The 21589-nt window shown below is 67.7% G+C and carries 18 protein-coding genes and 1 pseudogene; 8 read left to right on the top strand and 11 right to left on the bottom strand.

Going from position 1 to position 21589, the window contains the following annotated elements; translation table 11 throughout:
• Positions 1-94: 94 nt before the first annotated feature.
• Positions 95-1216, top strand: a complete 1122-nt coding sequence (locus M3B11_RS11350; protein WP_259877546.1) for an ABC transporter permease — start codon at positions 95-97, stop codon at positions 1214-1216.
• Positions 1216-1962, top strand: a complete 747-nt coding sequence (locus tag M3B11_RS11345) for an ABC transporter ATP-binding protein (RefSeq protein WP_259877545.1) — start codon at positions 1216-1218, stop codon at positions 1960-1962. The genes M3B11_RS11350 and M3B11_RS11345 overlap by 1 nt, the downstream gene beginning before the upstream one ends.
• 81 nt (positions 1963-2043) lie before the next feature.
• Here the strand turns inward: M3B11_RS11345 and M3B11_RS13320 are convergent, their stop codons facing one another.
• Both M3B11_RS13320 and M3B11_RS11330 read right to left on the bottom strand, forming a co-directional pair.
• The gene (locus tag M3B11_RS13320) at positions 2044-4383 is read right to left on the bottom strand and encodes a DapH/DapD/GlmU-related protein (protein WP_311197826.1); all 2340 of its coding nucleotides are present in this window, start codon (positions 4381-4383) and stop codon (positions 2044-2046) included.
• 183 nt (positions 4384-4566) lie between these two features.
• The gene (locus M3B11_RS11330) at positions 4567-5490 is read right to left on the bottom strand and encodes a hypothetical protein (RefSeq protein WP_259877544.1); all 924 of its coding nucleotides are present in this window, start codon (positions 5488-5490) and stop codon (positions 4567-4569) included.
• 166 nt (positions 5491-5656) lie between these two features.
• Here M3B11_RS11330 and M3B11_RS11325 point away from each other — a divergent pair, with 166 nt between their 5' ends.
• On the top strand, positions 5657-6190 hold the full coding sequence (locus M3B11_RS11325) for a peptidylprolyl isomerase (RefSeq protein ID WP_259877543.1): 534 nt from the start codon (positions 5657-5659) through the stop codon (positions 6188-6190).
• 228 nt (positions 6191-6418) lie between these two features.
• Positions 6419-7057: a rhomboid family intramembrane serine protease gene (locus tag M3B11_RS11320; RefSeq protein WP_259877542.1), complete on the top strand. Its 639-nt coding sequence runs from the start codon at positions 6419-6421 to the stop codon at positions 7055-7057.
• On the opposite strand, the gene M3B11_RS11315 is transcribed toward M3B11_RS11320, so the two are convergent.
• From M3B11_RS11315 to M3B11_RS11300, 4 genes are all read right to left on the bottom strand, one after another.
• Entirely contained in the window at positions 7054-7707 is a 654-nt protein-coding gene (locus tag M3B11_RS11315; RefSeq protein WP_259856338.1) for a YitT family protein, read from the bottom strand. The genes M3B11_RS11320 and M3B11_RS11315 overlap by 4 nt on opposite strands.
• Before the next feature lie 4 nt (positions 7708-7711).
• Positions 7712-8320: a cell division protein CrgA gene (locus M3B11_RS11310; protein WP_259877541.1), complete on the bottom strand. Its 609-nt coding sequence runs from the start codon at positions 8318-8320 to the stop codon at positions 7712-7714.
• 150 nt (positions 8321-8470) lie between these two features.
• On the bottom strand, positions 8471-9484 hold the full coding sequence (locus tag M3B11_RS11305) for a hypothetical protein (protein WP_259877540.1): 1014 nt from the start codon (positions 9482-9484) through the stop codon (positions 8471-8473).
• Positions 9474-11132: a class I SAM-dependent DNA methyltransferase gene (locus M3B11_RS11300; protein ID WP_259877539.1), complete on the bottom strand. Its 1659-nt coding sequence runs from the start codon at positions 11130-11132 to the stop codon at positions 9474-9476. The genes M3B11_RS11305 and M3B11_RS11300 overlap by 11 nt, the downstream gene beginning before the upstream one ends.
• Before the next feature lie 238 nt (positions 11133-11370).
• Between M3B11_RS11300 and M3B11_RS11295 the strand changes: the two genes are divergently transcribed.
• From M3B11_RS11295 to M3B11_RS11280, 4 genes are read left to right on the top strand one after another with little or no spacing between them, the layout of a single operon-like run.
• On the top strand, positions 11371-12081 hold the full coding sequence (locus tag M3B11_RS11295; RefSeq protein WP_259877538.1) for a DUF881 domain-containing protein: 711 nt from the start codon (positions 11371-11373) through the stop codon (positions 12079-12081).
• Positions 12081-13166, top strand: a complete 1086-nt coding sequence (locus M3B11_RS11290; protein ID WP_259877537.1) for a class E sortase — start codon at positions 12081-12083, stop codon at positions 13164-13166. Before M3B11_RS11295 ends, M3B11_RS11290 begins: the two co-directional genes overlap by 1 nt.
• Positions 13166-13396: a hypothetical protein gene (locus tag M3B11_RS11285; RefSeq protein ID WP_191727424.1), complete on the top strand. Its 231-nt coding sequence runs from the start codon at positions 13166-13168 to the stop codon at positions 13394-13396. The genes M3B11_RS11290 and M3B11_RS11285 overlap by 1 nt, the downstream gene beginning before the upstream one ends.
• The gene (locus tag M3B11_RS11280) at positions 13396-14040 is read left to right on the top strand and encodes an aminodeoxychorismate/anthranilate synthase component II (RefSeq protein WP_259877536.1); all 645 of its coding nucleotides are present in this window, start codon (positions 13396-13398) and stop codon (positions 14038-14040) included. Before M3B11_RS11285 ends, M3B11_RS11280 begins: the two co-directional genes overlap by 1 nt.
• A gap of 142 nt (positions 14041-14182) precedes the next feature.
• Here the strand turns inward: M3B11_RS11280 and pknB are convergent, their stop codons facing one another.
• The 5 genes and pseudogenes from pknB to M3B11_RS11255 form a co-directional block, all read right to left on the bottom strand.
• Positions 14183-16141, bottom strand: a complete 1959-nt coding sequence (pknB, locus tag M3B11_RS11275) for a Stk1 family PASTA domain-containing Ser/Thr kinase (protein WP_259877535.1) — start codon at positions 16139-16141, stop codon at positions 14183-14185.
• Positions 16142-16159: 18 nt separating this feature from the next.
• Positions 16160-17884: a protein kinase domain-containing protein gene (locus M3B11_RS11270; RefSeq protein ID WP_259877534.1), complete on the bottom strand. Its 1725-nt coding sequence runs from the start codon at positions 17882-17884 to the stop codon at positions 16160-16162.
• Positions 17881-19350: a penicillin-binding protein 2 gene (locus M3B11_RS11265; protein ID WP_259877533.1), complete on the bottom strand. Its 1470-nt coding sequence runs from the start codon at positions 19348-19350 to the stop codon at positions 17881-17883. Before M3B11_RS11265 ends, M3B11_RS11270 begins: the two co-directional genes overlap by 4 nt.
• Positions 19347-20975: an FtsW/RodA/SpoVE family cell cycle protein gene (locus M3B11_RS11260; protein WP_259877532.1), complete on the bottom strand. Its 1629-nt coding sequence runs from the start codon at positions 20973-20975 to the stop codon at positions 19347-19349. Before M3B11_RS11260 ends, M3B11_RS11265 begins: the two co-directional genes overlap by 4 nt.
• Before the next feature lie 2 nt (positions 20976-20977).
• Positions 20978-21589: pseudogene (locus M3B11_RS11255) on the bottom strand (hypothetical protein); the annotation flags it as partial.

Below are 21589 nucleotides of genomic sequence, written 5' to 3'. Positions count from 1 at the left end.
CTGCGGCTCGGACCCGGGCATCAATCGAATGGTTGAGGCAGAGTCCCACCGTCCTCCCGATGTGCGCATGCGCGCAAGACGCGATGGTGGAGATATGTTCCTAGCATTCCGCGAGATCAGATTCGCCAAGGGCCGCTTCGCCCTCATGGCCGCAGTCGTCGCGCTCATCAGCGTGCTGCTCATCATGCTCTCCGGGCTCACCGCCGGCCTGGCCCGCCAGTCCACCTCGGCAATCGCCGAGCTGCCGGCCTCGATGGTGGCCTTCGGATCGGGCAGCGAGGATGAGGGGGCCGACGACCCGTCCTACACCCAGTCCCGCGTCACCGCCGAGCAGGTGGAGGCGTGGCAGTCGACGGCAGGTGTGTCCGGTGCCGAACCGCTGGGCATCGTGCAGTCCCGGCTCGAACTCGACACCTCCACCCAGGCTGCCGGCTTCGCCGCCGAACCCGGATCGGGCATCGGCCCGAAGGCGCTGCGTGCTGAGACCATCGTGCTGAGCGAGGAGCTCGCGACTGAGCTCTCCGCTGAGACCGGTGACATCGTCACTTTCGGCGGCACCGAGCTCGAGGTTGCCGGCACGATCCCCGACCAGTGGTACTCCCACACCCCGGTCGCCTGGATCGACCTGGCGACCTGGAAGTCCATCACCCATATCTCCGACCCCGAGGTGGCCGGCACCGTGGTGCTCGCCACCGTCACCGACACCTCGGTCGCGGCCGCCGGTGACCGCGCCGCCGGAACCGACGTCGATGACGTCCAGGCCGACGCCGACGACAGGGCCAACACCGTGTCGATGACACCGAAGGAGAGCTTCTCCGCGCTGGCCTCATACAGCTCGGAGAACGGCTCACTGACCCTCATCCAGGCGTTCCTCTACGGCATCTCCGCCCTCGTGGTCGCCGCGTTCCTCAGCGTGTGGACGATCCAGCGGACCCGCGAGATCGCCGTCGTCAAGGCACTCGGCGGCTCCACCCGCTATGTGCTCGGCGACGCCCTCGGCCAGGCGCTCATCGTGCTCGGCATCGGCGTCATCGCCGGCGGCATCATCGGCATCGCAGCGGGCCTGGCTCTGTCCTCGGTCGCACCGTTCACCGTCAGCCCGGCGACCACGCTGCTGCCGATGGCAGGCGTGGTCGGCATCGGCCTCATCGCCGCCGCCTTCGCCGTCCGCCGTGTCACCCGCGTCGACCCGCTTCTCGCACTGGGAGGAAACTGATGACCACCATCCGGCAGAACACGCACGCCCAGATCACCTCGAGCAGCGCGCCGGCGCTTGAGCTGGAGCACGTCACCCTCACCTACCCGGATGGCACCGGAACGGTCACCGCGCTCGATGACGTCAGCCTGACCCTGGCCCCGGGCACTGTCACCGCGGTCGTCGGCCCCTCGGGTTCGGGCAAGTCGAGTCTGCTGGCTGTCGGTTCGACACTTGTGAGCCCGACCTCCGGCGTGGTGCGCATCGACGGCACCGACGTTGCAGGCCTCAGCGAGTCAGACCGCAGCCGACTGCGCCGGGAGAAGATCGGCATCGTCTTCCAGCAGCCGAACCTGCTTCAATCGCTGACCGCCTGTGAGCAGCTCATCATCGCAGACAGGCTGCGGGGCGAAGGCGGCGACGGCACCCGCGCGCGGGCTCAGGCCCTGCTCGAGCGTGTCGGCTTAGCCGATGCCACCGGGCGTCGGCCTCACCAGCTCTCCGGCGGCCAACGGCAGCGCGTCAACATCGCCCGCGCGCTCATGGGCGACCCGAGTGTGCTGCTCGTCGATGAGCCGACCGCTGCTCTCGACCACGACCGGTCGGAGGCGATCATGGACCTGCTGTGTCAGGTGACGAAGGAGTTCAGCGTCGCCACCGTCATCGTCACCCACGACACCGAGTTCCTGCCGAAGACCGATGCCGTGGCCACGATGCGCGACGGCAAGCTCGCGGAGCCGGAGTACGCTGCCGCTGCAGCGGGCTGATCTGGTCGGCATCGCAGCCTGAGGCGGCCCCGGCAGTGATCCAGCGGCAACAGCCCGACCGGGCTGAAGCGGAGCGATCTGTCAGCCGAGCTGCCGGATGACCCGGGCCGGAACCCCGGCTGCGAGTGCACCGGCGGGGACATCCTCAGTGACGACGGCGCCGGCGCCGATCACGGCATCGTCCCCGATCGTCACGCCCGGGCAGATGGTCACTCCGCCGCCGAGCCATACGTTGTCGCCGATCGAGATCGGCTCAGCTGATTCGCGCCCGGTCCGCCGCGCGCCGGACTCCAGCGGATGGATCGGGGTGAGGAGCTGGACGTTCGGCCCGATCTGGCAGTCGGCACCGATCCTGATCGGCGCAACGTCCAGGGCGGTCAGCTGCGCGCCGATGTACGTGCGCTCGCCGATGCTGATGTTGCTGCCGTAGTCGATGGTGAACGGCGGGCGTACCTCGACGTCAGCACCGACGGTGCCGAATACAGCCTCCAGGCGCGTGCGCACGAGGCGCGGATCGACCTCGGTGCCGGAATAGAACGCCTCCGCGTAGGCGTGCGCCCGCCCGGTCGCTGCCCGGTGACTGCTGGCCAATGCCGGGTTGTCGGCTGCGATGTACCAACCGGTGGCAGCCGGCAGCACCGCCTCAGCTGCCTGAGACGAGGCGACCGCCACCTCGGGTGCGGACCCGCCAGCGGGGGAGGAGGCAGAATCGGCGGTCTGGTTGCGGGTCTCGGTCGCCGACTGGGCAGCGGCATCGACATCACCGCTGGTGAGTTCCGCCAACTCGGCCATATCGCCGACGACGATGAGCTTGAACCGGGCACGGGACATACCGACGTACATCATCTCCCTGGCCCGCTGCGGGTCGCGGAAACCGTTGGCGCACAGCACGACGACCTCGCGGTCGAGGCCCTTGAAGCCGAGCACGTGACCGTAGAAGGCGTCCGTGCCGGCGAAGAACGCATCCCAGTAGGCGTCGAAGCCCTCGATTGCGACGACCTCGCGCTGCACCGGATGCCTCGGACCCGTCGTCAGCAGTGCGATCTGGTTCAGCTCCCAGTCCCCCGAGTCGGCGATCCGGGCGAGCACATCGTCGGCGGTCTCGAGCGCCGCGTCTGTGGGCACGTCGACGAACTCGACGTGTTCACCGCCGTGCAGTCGCACGATCTGGGGTTCGGAGGCGAGCCCGGCGATCGACTCGACGATCGTGTCGGCATTGCGCAGGTTTTCACCCAGATAGAACGGGTTCATGGTGATCGGTGCCGCGCCGTCCCGGTCGAAGATACGCTGATGTTCGTCGGTGAAGGCGTAGAGAATGCCGGTCGCCGGTGCGCGCAGGCACGACTCGACAGCCTGCCACCAGATGTCAGAGAAATCCTGGCCCTCGTCGACGATGATCGCATCGAACAGGTCGGCAGGATCACGCTCACCGGCGAGTTCGCGCAGCCGCTGAGGCAATGCGACCTCCCAGTAGTGCGAGTCGTCATCGGCGCCCGGCTGCGCACCCCACTGCAGCGGCAGGTCATGGAACAGCCCCACATATGCCGGGCGCTCAGGCGGCTCCCACTGGGCGATCGTGAGCTGCATGAACCGGGCCAGGCCACGCGAATAGCACATCACCGCCACACGCAGCCCCTCCCGTGTGAGCTGGCGCGCCTTGAGCAGCGCCAGGTGGGTCTTGCCCGAGCCGGGGCCTCCGCTGAGCTCAGCCCGCGTCTGGTAGCGCAGCACCGACAGGATCCGCTCCTGTTCGGCCGTCAGCGCATTCGAGCGGCTGTCGAGTTCAGCCGCACGTAGCCGGGAGGTCTCAGCAGCCTGATGAGTCTGGCGCAACTGGCGAGACAGCAGCTCCAGCTGCTGGGCAGACAGCGGCGCAGTCTCGCTGTAGTAGGTGCGCAGGGCGGCTTCGATGCGCGCGCCGATGCTGCCGAGATCCTGCCCGTCGATGAGCAGATCGCGCGGGGCATCGGGCACACTCGTCCAGTCCCGCAGGCTGCTGAACGGCAGGCTGGCCATCTGCACCATCCGACCTGCACCGGTGCTCAGCCGGTTGCGCAGCCACCGGCCGAGCGCGTGCTTGGCACGCATCGCCTGCTCCAGCGGCGACATCGACAGCCGGGCAGACCCGTGCCGACCGGCGGTGTACCACCGGCCCTCGCGCATCGACACCTGCCCGCCTTTGACCTCGAGTACGACGATGCCCAGACCTGGCCACAGGATGAGCATGTCGATCTCGACGTCGAGATCTGCGGCGGTGATCCGCTGCCCGCAGATGACCGTGACCTCCTCCGGCAGCTGCTCGCGCAGGCGACGCAGCACCACCGCCTCGGCAGTGGAGGCATCATGCGGCTCACCGAGCACACGCGGGCCGGTGCCGTTCGTCTGGGTCGGAGGGTGGAGGCCAGAGGCGATTTCGGACACGCGCGGTCTCTCTGCTGGGACGATCTGCTCACCGTGAGGCCGGCAGCGCCCGCCGGCCGCGGCACTCGTCCTGAGCGTAACCCGTTCGACATCCAGCAGCAACCCGAGACAGCGCAGCGCCCCTGCTCATCACGAGTAGGGGCGCTGGTGTCCTCACCCGAGACTCACCTCGGGAGCGGGAGATCAGAAGTTGTGTGGATCCTTGGCGCGCGGGTTGCCGAACTCGTCGACGCCCTCTTCCTCAGCATCAGCGTCGACGTCCTCGACCTTGGCTGCCGGGACCGGAGTCTCGGAAACCTCGGTGACCGGGGTCTGGCGGGATGCCGGGGTGGTGCCCACGGGGCGCGCGTCGGCTGGACGGTTGCCCTCCAGCGGCGTCGACCAGGGGTCCTCGACCGGCTGGGCCTTACGCCACACGAAGTACGCGACGCCGGCCAGACCGACGAGCACGAGCATCCACAGGAACACCTTGGTGCCGGTGCCCATGCCCGAGTGCGCGGTGCGCTTCTCGATGTCCTTGCCGGCCTTCTTCAGCGTCTTCTTGGCCTTCTTCACGGCCTTCTTGTCGCCGGTCAGCTTGGCGGCGAGCTCCTCGATGGCCTTCGGGGTCTGTGCTGAAGCCAGGGCTCCGGCAGCACCGGCGGCCAGGGCACCAGCGCGCTCGGTGGCCTCGGGCGCCCAGTCATCGGCCACACGCTTCTTGGCGGCCGCAAGCGTCTTGCGGCTGTCGGTGCTGAGCGAATCGAACTGGTCGGCCACCTGGTCAGCGACGACGCCGAACTGCTTGCGGCCGTCCTTGCTCATCTTCTCCAAGCGGGGGCGGAGATCCTTCTCGAAATGGTTCACATCTGGTCGCACTTGGTCAGCAGCCTCCTTGAGCTTCTTCGACACTCGACGCAGCTTCGGCGCATTCTTCGCCGCACCGCCGCCGACAAAGGCGTTGGCCTTCTCCAGTGCCGGTCCGGAGGCTTCGATGGCCTGTGCAGATCCTGCGCGCACCGCATCACCGACCGCGACGGCAACATCGCTGACTTCATGGAGCAGCCGCTGGGACCTGGGCTGGGTCTTCTTCTTGAACATCTCACCCTCCGGAATCGGTGGATTCATTCTGTGACTTCAACGTTACCCCGAGTCTAGAGGCTGAGCTAATCTGAGCAGCGCCCGGGTGGGTGTCTGAACGCTGACAATTCGCCTAGGATTCCCACCGGTGATGATGGGTGCTCCGTTCCCGAGGCGGTGGGCGAGTGCGCGCGTTCGTGACAGAATGACGGGTATGAGTATCGCAACGCAGCAGGCAGTCCTGCACACGAACAAGGGCGACATCGTCATCGATCTCTTCGGCAACCACGCCCCGAAGACCGTGGCGAACTTCGTCGAGCTCGCCGAGGGCAAGCGCGAGTTCACCGACCCGCAGTCCGGTCAACAGGTCACCCGTCCGTTCTACGATGGACTCGGCTTCCACCGCATCATCAAGCAGTTCATGATCCAGGGCGGCTGCCCGCTGGGCACCGGCACCGGCGGCCCCGGCTACGTCTTCGATGACGAGATCCATCCCGAACTGCAGTTCAGCAAGCCCTACCTGCTGGCCATGGCCAATGCCGGTCAGCAGATGGGCCGCGGCACCAACGGCTCGCAGTTCTTCATCTCGACCATGGAGACCCCGTGGCTCAACGGAAAGCACACGATCTTCGGTGAGGTCGCAGACGCGGAGTCGAAGAAGGTCGTCGACGCCATCGAGGCCGTCCCGACCGGTCAGGCCGACCGCCCGACCGAGCCGGTCGTCATCGAATCCGTCGAGATCCGCTGATCCCAGTTCGCCTCTCACCGGCCCCTGATCCTCTGTGGACCAGGGGCCGGTCTGGTTCACTGCCGTCCATAGGATGTGGTCATGTCAGTTCCACCGTCTGAACCGCCGCAGCCCGGCGCGCCTCGGCCCGGCGTCCCTCGGCCGGGCGCGCCTCGGCCTGGCGGCAGCGCGCAGGGTCCCGTCCAGCCGGAGCCACCGCAGGGTATGCCGGACCGGAGGTCGGGGAGGATGACGGCGACACCGGTGACGTACGGCCTCATCGGGGCATGCGTGATCGTGTGGCTGCTGCAGCTGCTGACCGGTGACTGGATCCCGCGGATGTTCGGCTTCGCCGCCTACTGGGCGGTCTCCGAGCCCTACACCGCGCTCACGACAGCCTTCATCCACGCCGGCAGCATGCACATCATGTTCAACATGGTCGGGCTGTACTTCTTCGGCACGTTCCTGGAGCGATACACCGGCTCGGGGTGGTTTGCGCTGCTGTATCTCTTCAGTGCATTCGGCGGTTCGCTGGCGGTGTTCGCCCTCGCCCTTGCCGACGGCAGTCCGCAGGCCCTGCTCACGGTGCACATCGGCGCCTCGGGAGCGCTGTTCGGCCTCGTCGGCTTCGTGGCCACCCCCACCCGTCGACTCGACCGGAACCTCACCGGGGTGTTCGGGTTCGTCGCGATCAACGCGGTGCTCATCTGGCTGGTGCCCAACATCTCCTGGCAGGCACACCTCGGCGGCTTCGTCACCGGCTTCGTCTTCGGCTGCGTGTACTTCTTCGCCCCGCAGCGTCTGCGCGCGCTCAGTCTGCTGATCCTGACAGCGGTGGTGAGCGCAGCCGGGCTCGCGGCACTGATCTGGGTGCCGGTGACGGTCTAGGTGTCCTCGGAGACCATCGGGTCACCGGGCCCCAAGAGCTTGATCGCCAGGTGAAGGATGAAGTGGGTCACCGGCCCGATCACGAAGGCGAAGACGATCGTGGCGATGAACAGGGTGCCGCCGAGCAGCCAGCCGATGAGCATGACAGCGATCTCGATGGAGGCGCGGACCACGGTGACCGACCCGCCGGTCTTGAGGACGAGGCCGGTCATGAGCCCGTCGCGCGGGCCCGGCCCGAAGTTCGGAATGATGTAGAGCACCGTGGCCACGGCGTTGATGAGGATGGCGAACGCGACGAAGACGATGCGCAGCCACAGCTGTTCCGGTGCCGGGACGATGAACAGGGTCAGGTCGATGAACAGACCCACAAGCAGCGCATTCGACAGGGTGCCCAGACCCGGGCGCTGCTTGAGCGGGATCCACAGCAGCAGCAGGAGGAACGACAGGATCACGACGACGAGGCCGATCGAGATGCCGGTCAGCTTCGACAGGCCCTCGTGCAGCACGTCCCAGGGCATATTGCCCAGCGTCGACCGCAGCATGAGCCCGGCGGAGAACCCGTAGAGGAACAGCCCGACGTACAGTGCCGCCAGGCGGATGGGCAGAGGGTGGTGAGCTAGAAGACGGAAGTATCCGGCCGGTTTCGCCATTCCCTTAGCGCCATCGTGTCGACATCAGGAGCCCGGCGACGAGGATCGAGAAGCCTGCGACGAGGTTCCAGTTGCCCCAGGCCTCAACAGGCCAGGCGCCCTGAGAGAGGTAGAAGACGACGAGCCAGGCGAGGCCGAGCAGCAGGATGCCGACCATGACGGGCACGAACCAGCGCGGGTTCGGCTTGGTCACCGTCGAGGTGGTGCCGTCGTAGGTCGAGGTGGTGCGGCCGGTCGACCGGGACGTGGACCGGGAGGTCGAGCGGCTGGTACGCGCCTTGCTGCGCTTGGCGGGGTTGCCGGAGCGGGCGGCCTTGCCGGACTTCTCGTCCTCCGCATCGTCGACGTCGACGTCGGCCTTCTTCGCCGACTTCTTGCCGGCAGCAGTCGCGCCGGCCGATTTGGCAGCGGCCGGCTTCTTCTTCGCTGTGGTGTTCTTCGCGGGCGCCGTGTCCTTTTCGTCTGCAGTGTCGACGTCGGTGGTCTTCGCGGGGTCGTCGATGTCGAGAGTCTCGTCGTTCAGAGTCTCCTCGGCTGTCGTCTCAGCGGCCTTGGGGCTCTCCGTGAGGCGCGAGGTGCGGTGCGCTTTGCGGTTACGGCTCGACTTGGACACGTTTCTCCTCCGGTGGACAGACCAGTCCCGGCAATGGGCCTGCGAATGCTGTCCCTGGGTGCATGTGGGGGTTGGACAACACCCAAAGTCTACTCGAGGAGCACTTCTGTGCACATCGCCGCAAAGCCCGCAGCTGTACGGGGCATTCGATCAGAGGACGCGACCGTCGTCGGTGATGACCGACCCGAGGCGGGCGGCGCTGCTGCGGGCGGCATTGCGCCGCCTGCGCGCCTCCGGGTGGAACGTCACCGGGGTGGCGTCGAGCACCCGGTTGACCATGACGGTGAGGAACCGGCCAGGGGAGAGCCAGTCGGCGACGACATCGTCGCGGACGCGGGCTTCAGGCAGGCGTTCGATGATCGCGTCGAGGTCGGTCCCGGGTGCCATCTGAGCGGTGTCATCGAACAGGGTGCCGCTGGCGCCCGGGTCGGTGCAGTCGAAGATGATGATGCTCGTGGCGTGGTAGGCGTCGTCTTCCTGGCCGAGCTTGCCGACGAGGTCGAAGAGCCAGTCGGCCGTCGCCGGTGCGATGTCGAGGATGTCGGAGCGCAGTCCGAGCACGAAGCCGAGTGCGGCCAGCGGATGGCGCAGCCGCAGGTTCTTCGCATCGCCGTAGGACTCCTCGACGCGGTTGGCGGCATTCTTGCCGTAGGAGGAGTCCATCCGCTTGGTGGAGATGAGCAGCTCGGGCCCGGTCGCCCAGTCGGTCATCATGACGTCGACCTGTTTGAGATAGTGCTTGCCGAGGATGTTCGCGCTCGCCGCTGTCGCACCGGGAATAGCGGTGCGCTGTGCCAGGCGGGCGGTGAGGGCTGCCCGCTCGGCTGCCGGCAGGCCGGCGAGCAGTTTGGCGATCGGGGTCGGCAGGATCCGCGGGTGGGTCGCTCGCGGCCAGACGGCATCGGGGTCGAAGCCGGCGCGGCGCAGCTCATAGGACAGCCACACGTCGAGCGCCAGGGCCGGCACACCCGTCTGGCTGCCGGCCCGCAGCAGCAGCGGCACGCCGAGCAGACGTTCGAGGGTCGGGATGTCGGGTGAGAAGCGCAGCCTGCCGTCATCGGTTGCCGTCCACGGATCCGCATGCTCGCCATCGGGTGCGGCCTGAGCGATGATGTAGTCGAAGAGCAGCCAGGCGCGTTCCTTCGCACTCGTCTCAGCGGCCACTGGCGCCCCTGACGGTCCGCCGGCGTACCAACTCATCCCTGGCGTGCCGCACCTCGGCGAGTTCTGTTGCGCTCAGGTGCCCGGGTTCGCGCAGCAGCACGGTGTCGATGAGTTCGGACGCTTCGTTCAGCTTGCCGGCCCGCAGCATCCGGGCGACCCGCAGGCGGATCCCGCCGAGCGCCTCGGCGGCGGAGGCGATGAGCGCAGGTGAGGGAACTGCCCAGCGGTCGGCTTCCTTCGGCTCGAGTTTGAGGATGCCCCCGCCGTAGCTGCGGCCGACGATCTCCGCATGCAGCGTCGTCACGGCGTTGAGGCTGGCCAGCGGCAGCAGCTCACCGCCGAGCTCACGGTGCTCTTCGCGCAGGTACACCCCGTGCACGGAGTTGAGGTGACGGACGCGGGCACTGTTCGTCGTCAGTCGTGGAGTGTCGGCGTTCATGCAGGTCAGCAGCAGATCGGCAGGTTCCAGCAACGGCACCCGGTACCAGCTGCGGCGCACCCGGCACTTGTAGGCCTCGTGCACGCCGGTGCGCTCGCCGGCCTCGATGTAGGCGGCCGCGGCCGATGAGAGCGGTTCACGCGGGTAGAACAGCTGCGTTGCCCTGCCCTCGTCTGCCAGCCGGCGCAGATGCGCCGGCGTGAGTGCGAGCCCGCGCAGATGCGAGCTGCCGGGCGGGGAGACGCGCATGAGGTCCCGGGAGGTGAGCCCGAGTTCAGCGGCACGGGAGGCGGAGAGGGTGAAGTACTTGTTGTTGCCGGTCACCGCGCCCAGCGTCGTATCGCCCCAGGTCTCCAGATCGCAGAACTGCCCGGCCTCCATCTGCGCCTGCAGGGCAGAGGTCGCTGCGGGGCTGACGAGGCTGTCGATCCACTTGGCGGCTGGGTCGACCGGCGTCCACTGCTGACCGGGTGCCAGGGCGTTGAGCTCAGAGGCCGTGCGTGCCTGCCGGATGGTCGCATGGGCGCTTGGGCCTTCCTGGTAGCCGTCGGCCAGGAGGAGGACGACTTCCGTTTCGGCTCCGGGGAAGACCTGCTCTTCGAAGAGGACGAGTTCGACGCTGCGGAAGTTCTCGAACAGGAAGGTGCGCACCGGTGCTGCGTAGTTGACGGTCAGCAGCTCGGCCGGCAGCACGAGGCCTAGCCGGCCGCCGGGCCGCAGGAACAGAGCGGAGTGGATGGTGAAGGCTGCCCAGCTGGAGGCCAGCCCGGACAGCGCGACCCCGCCGCGAAGCGCGGCCTCGCGGGCGCGAGCCCGACTTTCGCCGGTGAATCCCTGATAGCGGATGAACGGCGGATTGCCGATCACGGTGTCGTAGTCACCGGTCGGCGACAGGTCGAAGAAGTCGCTGACCTCGATCTCGGCTCGGCCTCCGGCAGCAGTGACGCGGGCGCGGCCGATCTCCGCGCTCTCGGGATGGATCTCCACCCCGTGAACGGGCCGGGCGCTGGTTCGTGCCGGATCGAGGGCCGTCAGCCGTCGGTGGGCCGAGAGCAGGAATGCGGCATCGCCGGCAGAGGGCTCGAGGACCCGATCATCTGCATAGCGCACGGCCCAAGCGGCGATGAACTCGGTGATGTCGGCAGGCGTGAAGAACGCGCCCCGGGCCTTGCGCAGGGCGGGAGTGTCAGCTTGCGAGGCTGCGGGCATGGACGTCACCTCTCCATTATCGATCATCACACGCAGAGAACCCGAGCCAGCGCCGTGGGCTGCACGCCGTTGGGTTCGCTTCCCAGTCCACACCTCGGCACTGACATCGATGCCGGGGCGCTGTCGCATGTTGTCACGGTGCGGTTGTCACTTGGCCGCCTGTCGGAGTGCTGGGTACATTGGAAGGCACAGACGACGAAGCGCCGGCCGGCGGTGCAGAGGGCGGAGCACAGCAGAAGTGAAGAGACTCTTCGGGCACCCGATGGTGTTCATCGTGCTGCTCATCTGCGGTCTGCTCATGGCCACCTCGGCCCAAACGTCTGATGGCACAAGGCTGCGGACCGAGGCCTCGACGCTGCCTGATATCGTCAAGGAGCGCTCCGACCAGGGCCGCAAGCTCGAGGAGAGCGTGGCCGAGCAGCGCCGCACCGTCGAGGAGCTGCAGCGCCGCTCCGGCTCCGACGAAGCCGATGACGCGCAGAAGTTCGCCGATGCGCTCGCCGCCGAAGCCCGAGCAGCCGAACTCACCGGGGAGGGCGTGACCGTCACGCTCGATGACGCGCCGCGGGAATCGATGAACCTGCCGGGCGTGTCCGTCAACGACCTCGTCATCCACCAGCAGGACCTCGAAGGCGTGATGAACGCGCTGTGGGCCGGCGGTGCAGAGGGCATGTCCGTCCAGGGCCAGCGCATCGTTGCGACCTCCTCGGTCCAGTGCGTCGGCAACACTCTCCGAGTCAGCTCCCAGGTGTACTCCCCGCCGTATGTCATCGAAGCCGTCGGCGACCCCGACGCGCTGCGCCGGGCACTCAGCGACTCTCCAGCTGTGCAGGTCTATCAGCAGTACGCCGAGCGCTTAGGATTAGGGTGGAAAGTCGAGACCGGAACGCTGACCCTCGATGCGTATGAGGGCGCGTTCGACCTCTCCCAAGCAAAGGTGAAGCAGTAGTGGATCAACCGATGTCGCGCCGTGAGCGCATCGCGCAGGAGCGCGCTGCCGCAGCTCGGCAGACCGGCGATGGCGCCGGTGACAGCGGAACCGCAGCCGCCTCCGGCACTGCAGGGGCACCGACGAGCGGGGTAACCCCCACCGGCCCGCGGCCTGTCATCAAATCCGCCTCTCGCCACTCCGAGTACAGCTACGGCACCCCGAGCGTCGCCTCGGCGCAGGCCTACGGGGCTAATGCTCCGCAGACCGAACCGATGCCGACTGCCAATCGGCACGCTGACTTCGACACCGTCGTCTTCGGCGATGAGCCGTCGCACAACCGCACAGCCCACAAGCCCAAGCCCGAACGCGAGCCGCTGGGCCCGGTGCGCGGCACCATCCGCGCATTCGGCGAGCTGTGCATCACCGCCGGTCTCATCCTCATCCTGTTCGTCGTCTGGCAGCTGTGGTGGACCGACATCGCGGCCAACGAGGACAACCGCAACCTGGCCAACGAGCTGACCACGCAGTGGCAGGACAATCCGCGCAACGAGCTGCCCGACGATCCCGACACGCCCTACGTCGGCGATCCGGCCGATCTCAACTCTGCCTTCGGCATCATGTACATTCCGCGCTTCGGCGAGGACTACTATCGCACCATCGCCGAGGGCGTCTCACTCGAGCCGGTGCTCAACCGGATGGGTCTGGGACGCTACCCGACTGCCGCGATGCCCGGGGAGGTCGGCAACTTCGCGATGGCCGGCCACCGCGTGACCTACGGCAAGCCGCTCAACCTCATCGCCGAGATCCGCCCCGGCGACGAGGCGATCGTGCAGACGGCCGACGGCTACTACACCTACACCTTCGTCAACTTCGACATCGTGCTGCCCGACCAGACCGAGGTGCTCGCCCCCGTACCGGACATGCCGGACTACAAGGGCAAGGACCGGATCATGACGCTCACGGCCTGCAACCCGATGTTCTCGGCCCGGGAGCGCTACATCGGCTACTTCGAGCTCTCCGACTGGCGGCACGCCAGCGAGGGCCCGCCGGACTCCATCAAGGACTCCTCGGCGTACGAGAAGGCAGGAGGTGCGACGGACTGATGTACGAACTCATCTGGCGGATCCTGCCCGGCAACTGGTTCTCCAAGCTCATTCTGTCCCTCGGCCTCATCGCCGGGGCCTGCTACCTGCTCATGCAGTTCGTCTTCCCCGTCGTCGCCCCGTACATGCCGTTCAACGATGCGACGATCGAGGAGGAGGGCGACCACGCCCCAGCCGACCCCGGAGAGGGTGGCGAACCCGGTGTCGAACAGCCCGGGCAGGGGGGCTGATGAACCGCATCCTCGTCATCGACAACTACGACAGCTTCGTCTATACCCTCGTGAGCTATGTCCGCGAGCTCGGCGCGCAGACGACGGTGATCCGCAACGACGATCTCACCGCGCCCGAGGTGGCGGGCGCCCTGGCAGATTACGACGGGGTGCTCATCTCCCCGGGTCCGGGAGCCCCAGCCGATGCGGGAGTCTGCCCGCAGGTCATCGCCCACTGCGCTGAGGCCGGGCTGCCGGTGCTCGGTGTATGCTTGGGCCACCAGGCAATGGGCGAGGTCTTCGGCGCGACAGTGTCGCATTCGCCGGTGCTCATGCACGGCAAGACCTCGCAGATCACCCACACCGGCACCGGCCTGTTCGCCGGATGTCCGAGCCCCCTGACGGTCACCCGGTATCACTCCCTGGCGATCGTTGACGAGACTCTGCCCGCAGACGTCTTCACGGTCACCGCGCAGACCGCCGACGGGGTCATCATGGGCATCGAGCACCGCAGCGCACCGGTGTTCGGGGTGCAGTTCCATCCCGAGTCGGTGCTGACCGAATACGGGTACCAGATGATCGGCAACTTCCTCGCCGCCTGCGGGATGCCTCAAGCGGCTGCGGCCGCCCGGGATCGTGCACCGCAGCTGTCGGCCCGCAGCTGAGCTCGGTTCCACCCGCAGCTGAGCCGAGCCCACCACGCACTGGGCGGGGACCACCACGCATTGGGGTGAGTCCGGAATGCGCTGAGCTGTGAATGCACCGACCGGCCGAGGGATTCCCGGCCGGTCAGTCGTCTCGCACAGCTCAGCTGGTGAAGCCGAAGCGTCCGCGCATGCGGTTCAGGGCGTCGTCTGCGGCTTCGTCGAGCCGGTTGCCCGGGTCGAAGGTGTTGTCCGGCCACGGCCATTCGATGCCACCGCCGTCGCCATCGTCATCGTCCTCGGTCGGTGTCGGCGACGGAGTCGGGGTCTCGGTCGGCTCCGGCGGGGCCTTGGCGATCGTGACGGTGATGGTGGCGTGCTGCTCGACCTCCTCACCGGCATCAGTGCTCTGCTTGAAGACCTTGCCCTCTTCGTGATCGGCGGTCTCCTCTTCCCTGACGTCGCACTCCAGCTGGTAGTCGTCGCTCTTGAGTGCGTCGCAGGCCTCCTGCTCGGTCTTGCCGAGCACATCGGGCACATCGATCCGTCCGGTCGAGAGCACCAAGTCGACGTTGGAGTCCTTGTCGACCTCGGTGCCGGCTTCCGGGCGCGTCTCGATGACCGTGCCGGCTTCGACATCCGGTGAGTTCTCGTCGATGTTGTTGCCGGCCTTGAGGTCGGCATCGTTGATGCGCTGGCGGGCCAGCGACTCGGTCTCCCCGGACACATCGGGGACGGAGACCACGTCGGGGCCGGTGGAGACGTAGACCTTGATGGTGTCGCCGTGTTTGACCTGGGAGCCGGCCGGAGGATCGGTCTTGACGACATTGCCCTCCTTGATCTCATCATCGGCGATCGGCTCACGATCAGGTGTGAGGTTCTGGTTGATGAGGTAGCCGTCGGCATCATCGGCTGAGCGGTCGCGCAGATCCGCCAGCTCGAAGGTCACCGGCTCCCGTTCCTTGGTGGCGTTGTAGACCCACAGACCGAGCCCGGCGAGCACGACGGCGACAAGCGCAGCACCGATCCACATCCAGGTCTTGCGTTTGCGCTCCTTCTCCTCATCGACACCGTCCTCGTCCTCTGGCACGGTGGCGACGGCGTTCGTCATCGGCGCGGTGTTCATCGCCTGGGTCGGCACACCGGTGGCGTAGGCCGGCTGCGGAGTGCCGATGCCGGCTGCGGCCGCCCCTAGCCCGGCACCGGCCAGAGCCGCCGGTGGCTGGAACATCTGGGTGGCGTCATCGGCATCGCCGTCGAGCGAAGTCGGTCGGCCGTCGCGCACGGCAAGCACGTCCTCGCGGAAGGTGAAGGCATCCTGGTAGCGGATGTCGCGGTCCTTCTCCAGGGCGTGCATGAGCAGCCGGTCGAGAGCAGGCGGCACCTCGGGATTGAACTCCGAGGGAGCCTTCGGTCGTTCGCCGACGTGCTGGTAGGCGACCGCGAGCTGCGAATCGCCCTGGAACGGCGGCCGGCCGGCGACGAGTTCGTACAGCAGGCAGGCGGTGGAGTACAGGTCGGAGCGGGCGTCGACGATCTCGCCGCGCGCCTGCTCGGGTGAGAGGTACTGGGCGGTGCCGACGACCGACTGGGTCTGGGTCAGGCTGCCGGTGTCCTCCAGGGCGCGGGCGATGCCGAAGTCCATCACCTTGATGTCGCCCTCAGGGGTGAGCATGACGTTGGCGGGTTTGATGTCGCGGTGGACGATGCCGTTGCGGTGGCTGTACTCCAGCGGGCCGAGCACACCTGCGGTGACGTCGAGGGCCTCGCGGATCGTCAGGCTGCCATGGGTGGAGATGACCTCGCGCAGCGTGTGCCCCTCGACGTACTCCATGACGATGAAGGGCACCTGCACGGTCGAGCCGCCGGATTCGGAGAAGACCTCCTCACCGGAGTCGTAGACGGCGACGATGCCGGGGTGGTTGAGACCCGCGGCCGCCTGCGCTTCACGCTTGAGGCGGGCGTGGAACGACGGGTCACGGGCAAGGTCAGAGCGCAGCAGCTTGATGGCAACACGACGGCCCAGGCGGGTGTCGAGGCCCTCATGGACCTCGGCCATGCCGCCACGTCCCAGCAGCCGATGCACTTCGTATCGGCCGGAGAGTATCCGCGGTTCGCTCATGCTGTTCCTTCTCGTCTGTCAGTTTCCGCCGCGGCCGGAGTTCTGTCCCGGTCCGCTGCCGTTGTTGCCACCGCCGTTGCCGTTGCCACCGCCGTTGCCGTTGCCACCGCCGTTGCCGTTGCCACCGCCGTTGCCGTTGCCGTTGTTGCCACCGCCGTTGCCGTTGTTGCCACCGGCGTTGCCGTTGCCACCGCCATCATCGCCGCCGTCGCCACCATCATCACCGCCGTCGTCCGGTGGCTGGGTGGGCTCAGGTTCGGGTTCCTGCGTCGGCTGCGGGTTGCGCGTGGGCTCACCTTCCCGCGTCGGCTCCGGGGCGCGGGTCGGCTCCTGGCGCTGCGGTCCTTCCGACACTTCGATCGTGACGGTGTCACCAGGGGCAAAAGTGTAGCCGTTGCTGCCCTCGCGGACATCGACGACCGTGCCGGCAGGCTCGTTCGAGGTCACCATCGTCGACTTGACCTTCAGTCCCAGCTGCTCGAGGTTCGAGGTCGCCGAGGCTTCGGAGAGGCCGATGTAGTCGCTGGGCTTGATGGTGATCTCCTCTTGCGTCGGCGTGGCCGTCGCCGTCGGAGCAGGATCCGGTTCATTGTCCTTGGGGCCGAAGAACAGCCAGCCGATCCAGGCGAGACCGGCAAGCAGCAGGATCACCAGGATCGTGATGATGACCGCCGGGGCCTTCGACTTCTTCCGGTCCTCCTCGGCCTCCGTGTCCTCGGCCAGCTGGCCATCGGACCCGTACGGGGCGACGGCAGCCGCACCAGTGGGGCTGCCCGGCTGATAGGCGCGGGTCTGCTGGGTGGCCGGCATGACGCGAGTCGAGGGATCCTCAGGCTGGCTGAACACGCGGGTGACCGCCTCGGAAGCGGTTGCGGCAGCCGCCCCAGCCGCGAGCATCTGCGGCACCGCCGCCTCGGCTGCGGGCACATCGCCGTTCATAAGGGCACGCGCTGCAGTCGCGAGAGCGGCACCGGAGGCCGGGCGCTTCTCCGGCTGCTTCGACAGCAGCGAGTCGACCAGCCGGCGGACCGGTTCGGAGACCGTCTCCGGCAGCGGCGGGTGCTGGCGGTTGACCTGCGCGATGGCGATCTCGACCTGCGAATCCCCGGTGAACGGGCGATTGCCGGCCAGCGCCTCGTAGGCGATGATGCCGAGCGAATACAGGTCCGACTTCGGTGTCGAACCCTTGCCCGTCGCCTGCTCGGGAGCCAGATACTGGGCGGTGCCCATCACCTGGCCGGTCTTCGTCAGCGGTGCCTGGTCAGCGACCCGGGCGATGCCGAAGTCGGTGATCTTGACCCGGAAATCCGGGGTGATGAGCAGGTTGCCGGGTTTGACGTCGCGGTGGACGACCCCGGACATGTGCGCAGCATGCAGCGCCTGCGCGGCCTGCGCGATGATCGAGAGCGTATCGGCCTCGCTCATCGGGCCGCGGTCGAGCAGGGCGGCCAGCGACTCACCGGGCACGAACTCCATCACGAGGTACGGTGAGCCGTTCTCCTCGCCGTAGTCGTAGACACCGGCGATGCCGGGATCGGAGACGGCGCCCATCGAGCGCGCCTCGGCACGGAAGCGGGCGAGGAATCCCTGATCGGACAGGTACTCGTCCTTCATGATCTTCGCTGCGACCTCGCGTTCGAGGACGGTGTCGCGTCCGCGCCACACTTCGCCCATGCCGCCGACGGCGATCCGGCTGGTGAGTTCGTAACGGCCGCCGAGCAGCGTGCCTGGTTCTGGCCTCATGAATCCATCACCGCTTCCATGACTGATTTTGCGATCGGGCCGGCGACGCGTCCACCGGAGGCCTCATTGCCGGCATTGCCGCCGCTTTCGACGACGACTGCCACGGCGACCTGCGGGTCGTCTGCCGGGGCGAAGGAGGTGAACCATGCGTGTGGTGCCCTGCCCTTCGCGTGCTGTGCCGTGCCGGTCTTCGCTGCGACATCGACACCGGGGATCTTCGCGGCTGTGCCGGTTCCCCCGTCGACGACGTTGACCATCATGTCCGTCAGCTGACCGGCGGTGTCGCTGCTGATCGGGTTGGAGAAGGTCCGCGGCCGGGGCTCCTCGATGAGATCGAGGGTGCGGGCGTTGCGGATCTGGGAGATGAGCTGGGGCTGCATGAGCTCTCCGTCGTTGGCGATCGCCGAGGCGACCATCGCCATCTGGATGGGGGTGGCGCGCACTTCGAACTGGCCGAGGGACGACTGGGCGAGCTGCGGTTCGTTGACATCGGAGGGGAACGATGAGGCGGTGACCGCCAGCGGCATGTCGAAGCTCTCCCCGAAGCCGAACTTCTTCGCCTGCTCATTCATCGCATCAGCACCCAGGTCCATGCCCAGCTGTGCGAAGGTCGTGTTGCACGACTTCGTCAGCGCATGGTCGAGGCTGGCGGTGCTGCCGTTGCCGCAGGAGGCGCCGCCGGCGTTGCGGATCGTCGCCGAGGTCTGCGGCAGGTCGAGCACGGTCGGCGAGGGCAGCTCGGAGTCCTTGGTGTACTGCCCGGATTCGAGCGCGGCAGCAGCGGTGACGAGCTTGAAGGTCGAGCCCGGCGGGTAGAGGTTGCCGCCGATCGCCCGGTTGTAGGCCGGGTTGGCGTCGTTGTCGATGAGCGAATTGTACGCATCCAGGGCGGCATCCCGGTTGTGCGTGGCCAGCGCGTTGGGGTCCCAGCCCGGCGTCGAGACCATGGCGAGGACCTTGCCGGTCTTCGGGTCGAGGGCGACAGCGGCACCGCGCTGGCCGCTCAGGCCGTCCCAGGCGGCCTTCTGCGCCTTCGGGTTGATGGTGAGTTCAACGGCGGCGCCGGCCGGCTGCTGGCCGGTGAGCAGATTGGAGACCTTGTCGTAGAACAGCGCGTCGTCGGTGCCCGACAGCAGCCCGTTCTCGGTGCGCTCGATCCCGGAGGTGCCCGAGGTGATGGAGAAGTAGCCGGTGAGGCTGGCGTACATCTCTGCAGACATCCCCTCGGCACCGTAGCTGCGCTGGAACTTATACGGGTCGTCGACGGGCTCGGAATAGGCGATCGGGGTGCCGTCGACGAGGATCGGCCCGCGGTCGCGGGAGAGCTCGTCGAGCAGCGTCCGGTTGTTCAGCGGATTGTCCTTCAGCGACTGCGCGGCGAAGTACTGCACGTAGCTCGTCGAGCCGAACAGCAGCGCGAACATCACGAAGCCGACGACGGCCAGGTGCTTGAGCGGGTTCTTCACTGGCTCTCACCTCCGCGCTGGAAGTTCGTCGTCGGGGTGTCATCGGCGTCGATTCCCGCGCCCGAGGCGGGGGTGGGGTGCTGCTCGCCGGTCGCGTACACCTCGGGAGGGGTCACCGGTGCGTCATCGGGACGGCGGACCTTGCGCTTGGAGCGCAGCCGGCCGAGCGTCGAAGCGAGAGCCGATTCGTGGGCCTCCTCCTCGTCGCCGGGCTTCTGGATGGTGAGCACGCCGGTCTGGAACTCCTCGGCCGGGCGGCGGGCGTTGTCGCTCATGCGCAGCATCAGGCCGATGATGATCCAGTTCGCGATGAGCGAGGAGCCGCCGTAGGCCAGGAACGGAGTGGTCAGGCCGGTGAGCGGGATGAGCCGGGTGACGCCGCCGATGACGATGAAGCACTGCAGGGCGATGGTGAAGGACAGGCCGGTGGCCAGCAGGGTGCCGAAGCCGTCGCGCAGCTGCTGGGCGATCTTCATGCCGCGTTCGAAGAGGACCACGTAGAGCAGCAGGATCGCGAACATGCCGACGAGCCCGAGCTCCTCGCCGAGGGAGGCGTAGATGAAGTCGGATTCGGCATAGGGCACGATGTGGGGCCGGCCGTTGCCCAGGCCCGCGCCGGTCAGTCCGCCCTTGGCCATGCCGAACAGGCCCTGTACGAGCTGGTAGGACCCGCCGATCTCACGGTTGTACATGTCCGGATTGAGCGCATCGAGCCAGCCGTCGAGGCGCTGCTGGACGTGGCTGAAGATGCGCGAGGCGATGAGCGCACCGGCGGTGAACATGCCCAGGCCGAGGAAGATCCAGGCCTTCTTGCCGGTGCCGACGTAGAGGACGGCGACGAAGAGGCCGAAGAACAGCAGCGAGGTGCCGAGGTCGCGCTGCAGGACGAGGATGCCGACGCTGGCGACCCAGGCGATGATGATCGGCCCGAGGTCGCGTGGGCGCGGGAATTGCATGCCGAGGAATTTGGGTCCGGCGAGCACGAGCTGGTCGCGGAAGCTGACGAGGTAACCGGCGAAGAAGATCGCCAGGCAGATCTTGGCGATCTCACCGGGCTGGAAGGACATGCCGCCGATGCCGATCCAGATGCGGGCGCCGTTGATGGTCTTGCCGAGGCCGGGCACGAGCGGCAGCATGAGCAGCACGAGGGCGGCTAAGCCGGTGAGGTAGGTGTAGCGGCGCAGCATCCGGTGATCGCGCAGGAACGCGATGACGAGGGCGCACAGGATGATCCCGAGGGTCATCCAGATGAGCTGGGAGACGGCGGCATTCGATTCGCGTCCGGCGGCGGTCTTGGCGACGTCGATGCGGTAGATCATCGCCAGGCCGAGGCCGTTGAGCAGCACGGCCAGCGGCACGAGGACGGGGTCGGCGTAGCGGGCCCGCCACCACACGATGAGGTGCAGGGCGAGGGCGAGGGCTGCCAGCCAGCCGGCGTACTGGTAGACGTTGGCCGGCACGGTCTGTTCACTGCCGAGGCCCACGAGTGCGTAGGCGCCGGCGGAGATGACGACGGCCAGCGCGGTCAGCAGCAGCTCGGAGATCCGCAGGGCCTGCGGGCTCCGGTGCCGCTGGGGCGTCGTCGCGGCCGGGGAGAGTGCGGGAGCGTCAGGTGCGTAGCTCATGCTCACCCGCCCGTGTCCGAGGGCCGTTCGGGCACGCCCTGGCCCTGCTGGTCGGTGCTGTCGGGGTTCGGTTCGCCGGTGTTCTCCGGCGGCGGTGCCGGGTCCGTTGAGGTATCGGCGGCGCCGGCGCTCATCTTCTTCGCGGCGTTCTGCTCGGCCTCATCGCGCAGGTTGCCGACGAGTCTGTCGGCATCGGCGCGTGAGCTGGCCGGAATGGTCTGCTCGATGCGGCGCTGCGAGTACGCCGAGAGGTCATCGACGCGCACCTCGGTGGTCTCGTCGAGTTCGGAGAGTTCGATCGGCCCGAGCTTCTGGGCGATGCCGCGGTAGACAGCGACATTGCCGGCGTCGGCGGCGACGTAGTACTGCCCGCGGATGAAGGTGTAGCCGACGACGCCAGCGAGCACGAGTGCTGCGAGCACGGCGATGGTGACGATGATGCCGAGCAGCGGGCGGCGCCTGGGTCTCTCATCATCGTCCCAGTCCTCGTCGTGACGGGCGATGTCCTCGTCGTGGCGGGCGATCTCCTGGGTCTCAGCGACGGTCGCGGTGCGCGTGCCGCGACCGCGGGCAGCCGAACCGAGATCCCCGGCGGCCGTGGCCCCGCCGGGGCC

Origin of the sequence: Brevibacterium sp. p3-SID960 (assembly GCF_025144725.1) — a bacterium.
GTDB lineage: Bacteria > Actinomycetota > Actinomycetes > Actinomycetales > Brevibacteriaceae > Brevibacterium.
This window is presented reverse-complemented; position numbering and strand designations above follow the sequence as displayed.

What these genes read in the sequence shown, in the direction of transcription:
- M3B11_RS11270 (WP_259877534.1), bottom strand. Translation starts at nt 17,884, where the DNA reads ATGAGGCCAGAACCAGGCACGCTGCTCGGCGGCCGTTACGAACTCACC.
- M3B11_RS11330 (WP_259877544.1), bottom strand. Translation starts at nt 5,490, where the DNA reads ATGAATCCACCGATTCCGGAGGGTGAGATGTTCAAGAAGAAGACCCAG.
- M3B11_RS11315 (WP_259856338.1), bottom strand. Translation starts at nt 7,707, where the DNA reads ATGGCGAAACCGGCCGGATACTTCCGTCTTCTAGCTCACCACCCTCTG.
- M3B11_RS11280 (WP_259877536.1), top strand. Translation starts at nt 13,396, where the DNA reads ATGAACCGCATCCTCGTCATCGACAACTACGACAGCTTCGTCTATACC.
- M3B11_RS11285 (WP_191727424.1), top strand. Translation starts at nt 13,166, where the DNA reads ATGTACGAACTCATCTGGCGGATCCTGCCCGGCAACTGGTTCTCCAAG.
- M3B11_RS11325 (WP_259877543.1), top strand. Translation starts at nt 5,657, where the DNA reads ATGAGTATCGCAACGCAGCAGGCAGTCCTGCACACGAACAAGGGCGAC.
- M3B11_RS11345 (WP_259877545.1), top strand. Translation starts at nt 1,216, where the DNA reads ATGACCACCATCCGGCAGAACACGCACGCCCAGATCACCTCGAGCAGC.
- pknB (WP_259877535.1), bottom strand. Translation starts at nt 16,141, where the DNA reads ATGAGCGAACCGCGGATACTCTCCGGCCGATACGAAGTGCATCGGCTG.
- M3B11_RS11320 (WP_259877542.1), top strand. Translation starts at nt 6,419, where the DNA reads ATGACGGCGACACCGGTGACGTACGGCCTCATCGGGGCATGCGTGATC.
- M3B11_RS11350 (WP_259877546.1), top strand. Translation starts at nt 95, where the DNA reads ATGTTCCTAGCATTCCGCGAGATCAGATTCGCCAAGGGCCGCTTCGCC.
- M3B11_RS11260 (WP_259877532.1), bottom strand. Translation starts at nt 20,975, where the DNA reads ATGAGCTACGCACCTGACGCTCCCGCACTCTCCCCGGCCGCGACGACG.
- M3B11_RS11300 (WP_259877539.1), bottom strand. Translation starts at nt 11,132, where the DNA reads ATGCCCGCAGCCTCGCAAGCTGACACTCCCGCCCTGCGCAAGGCCCGG.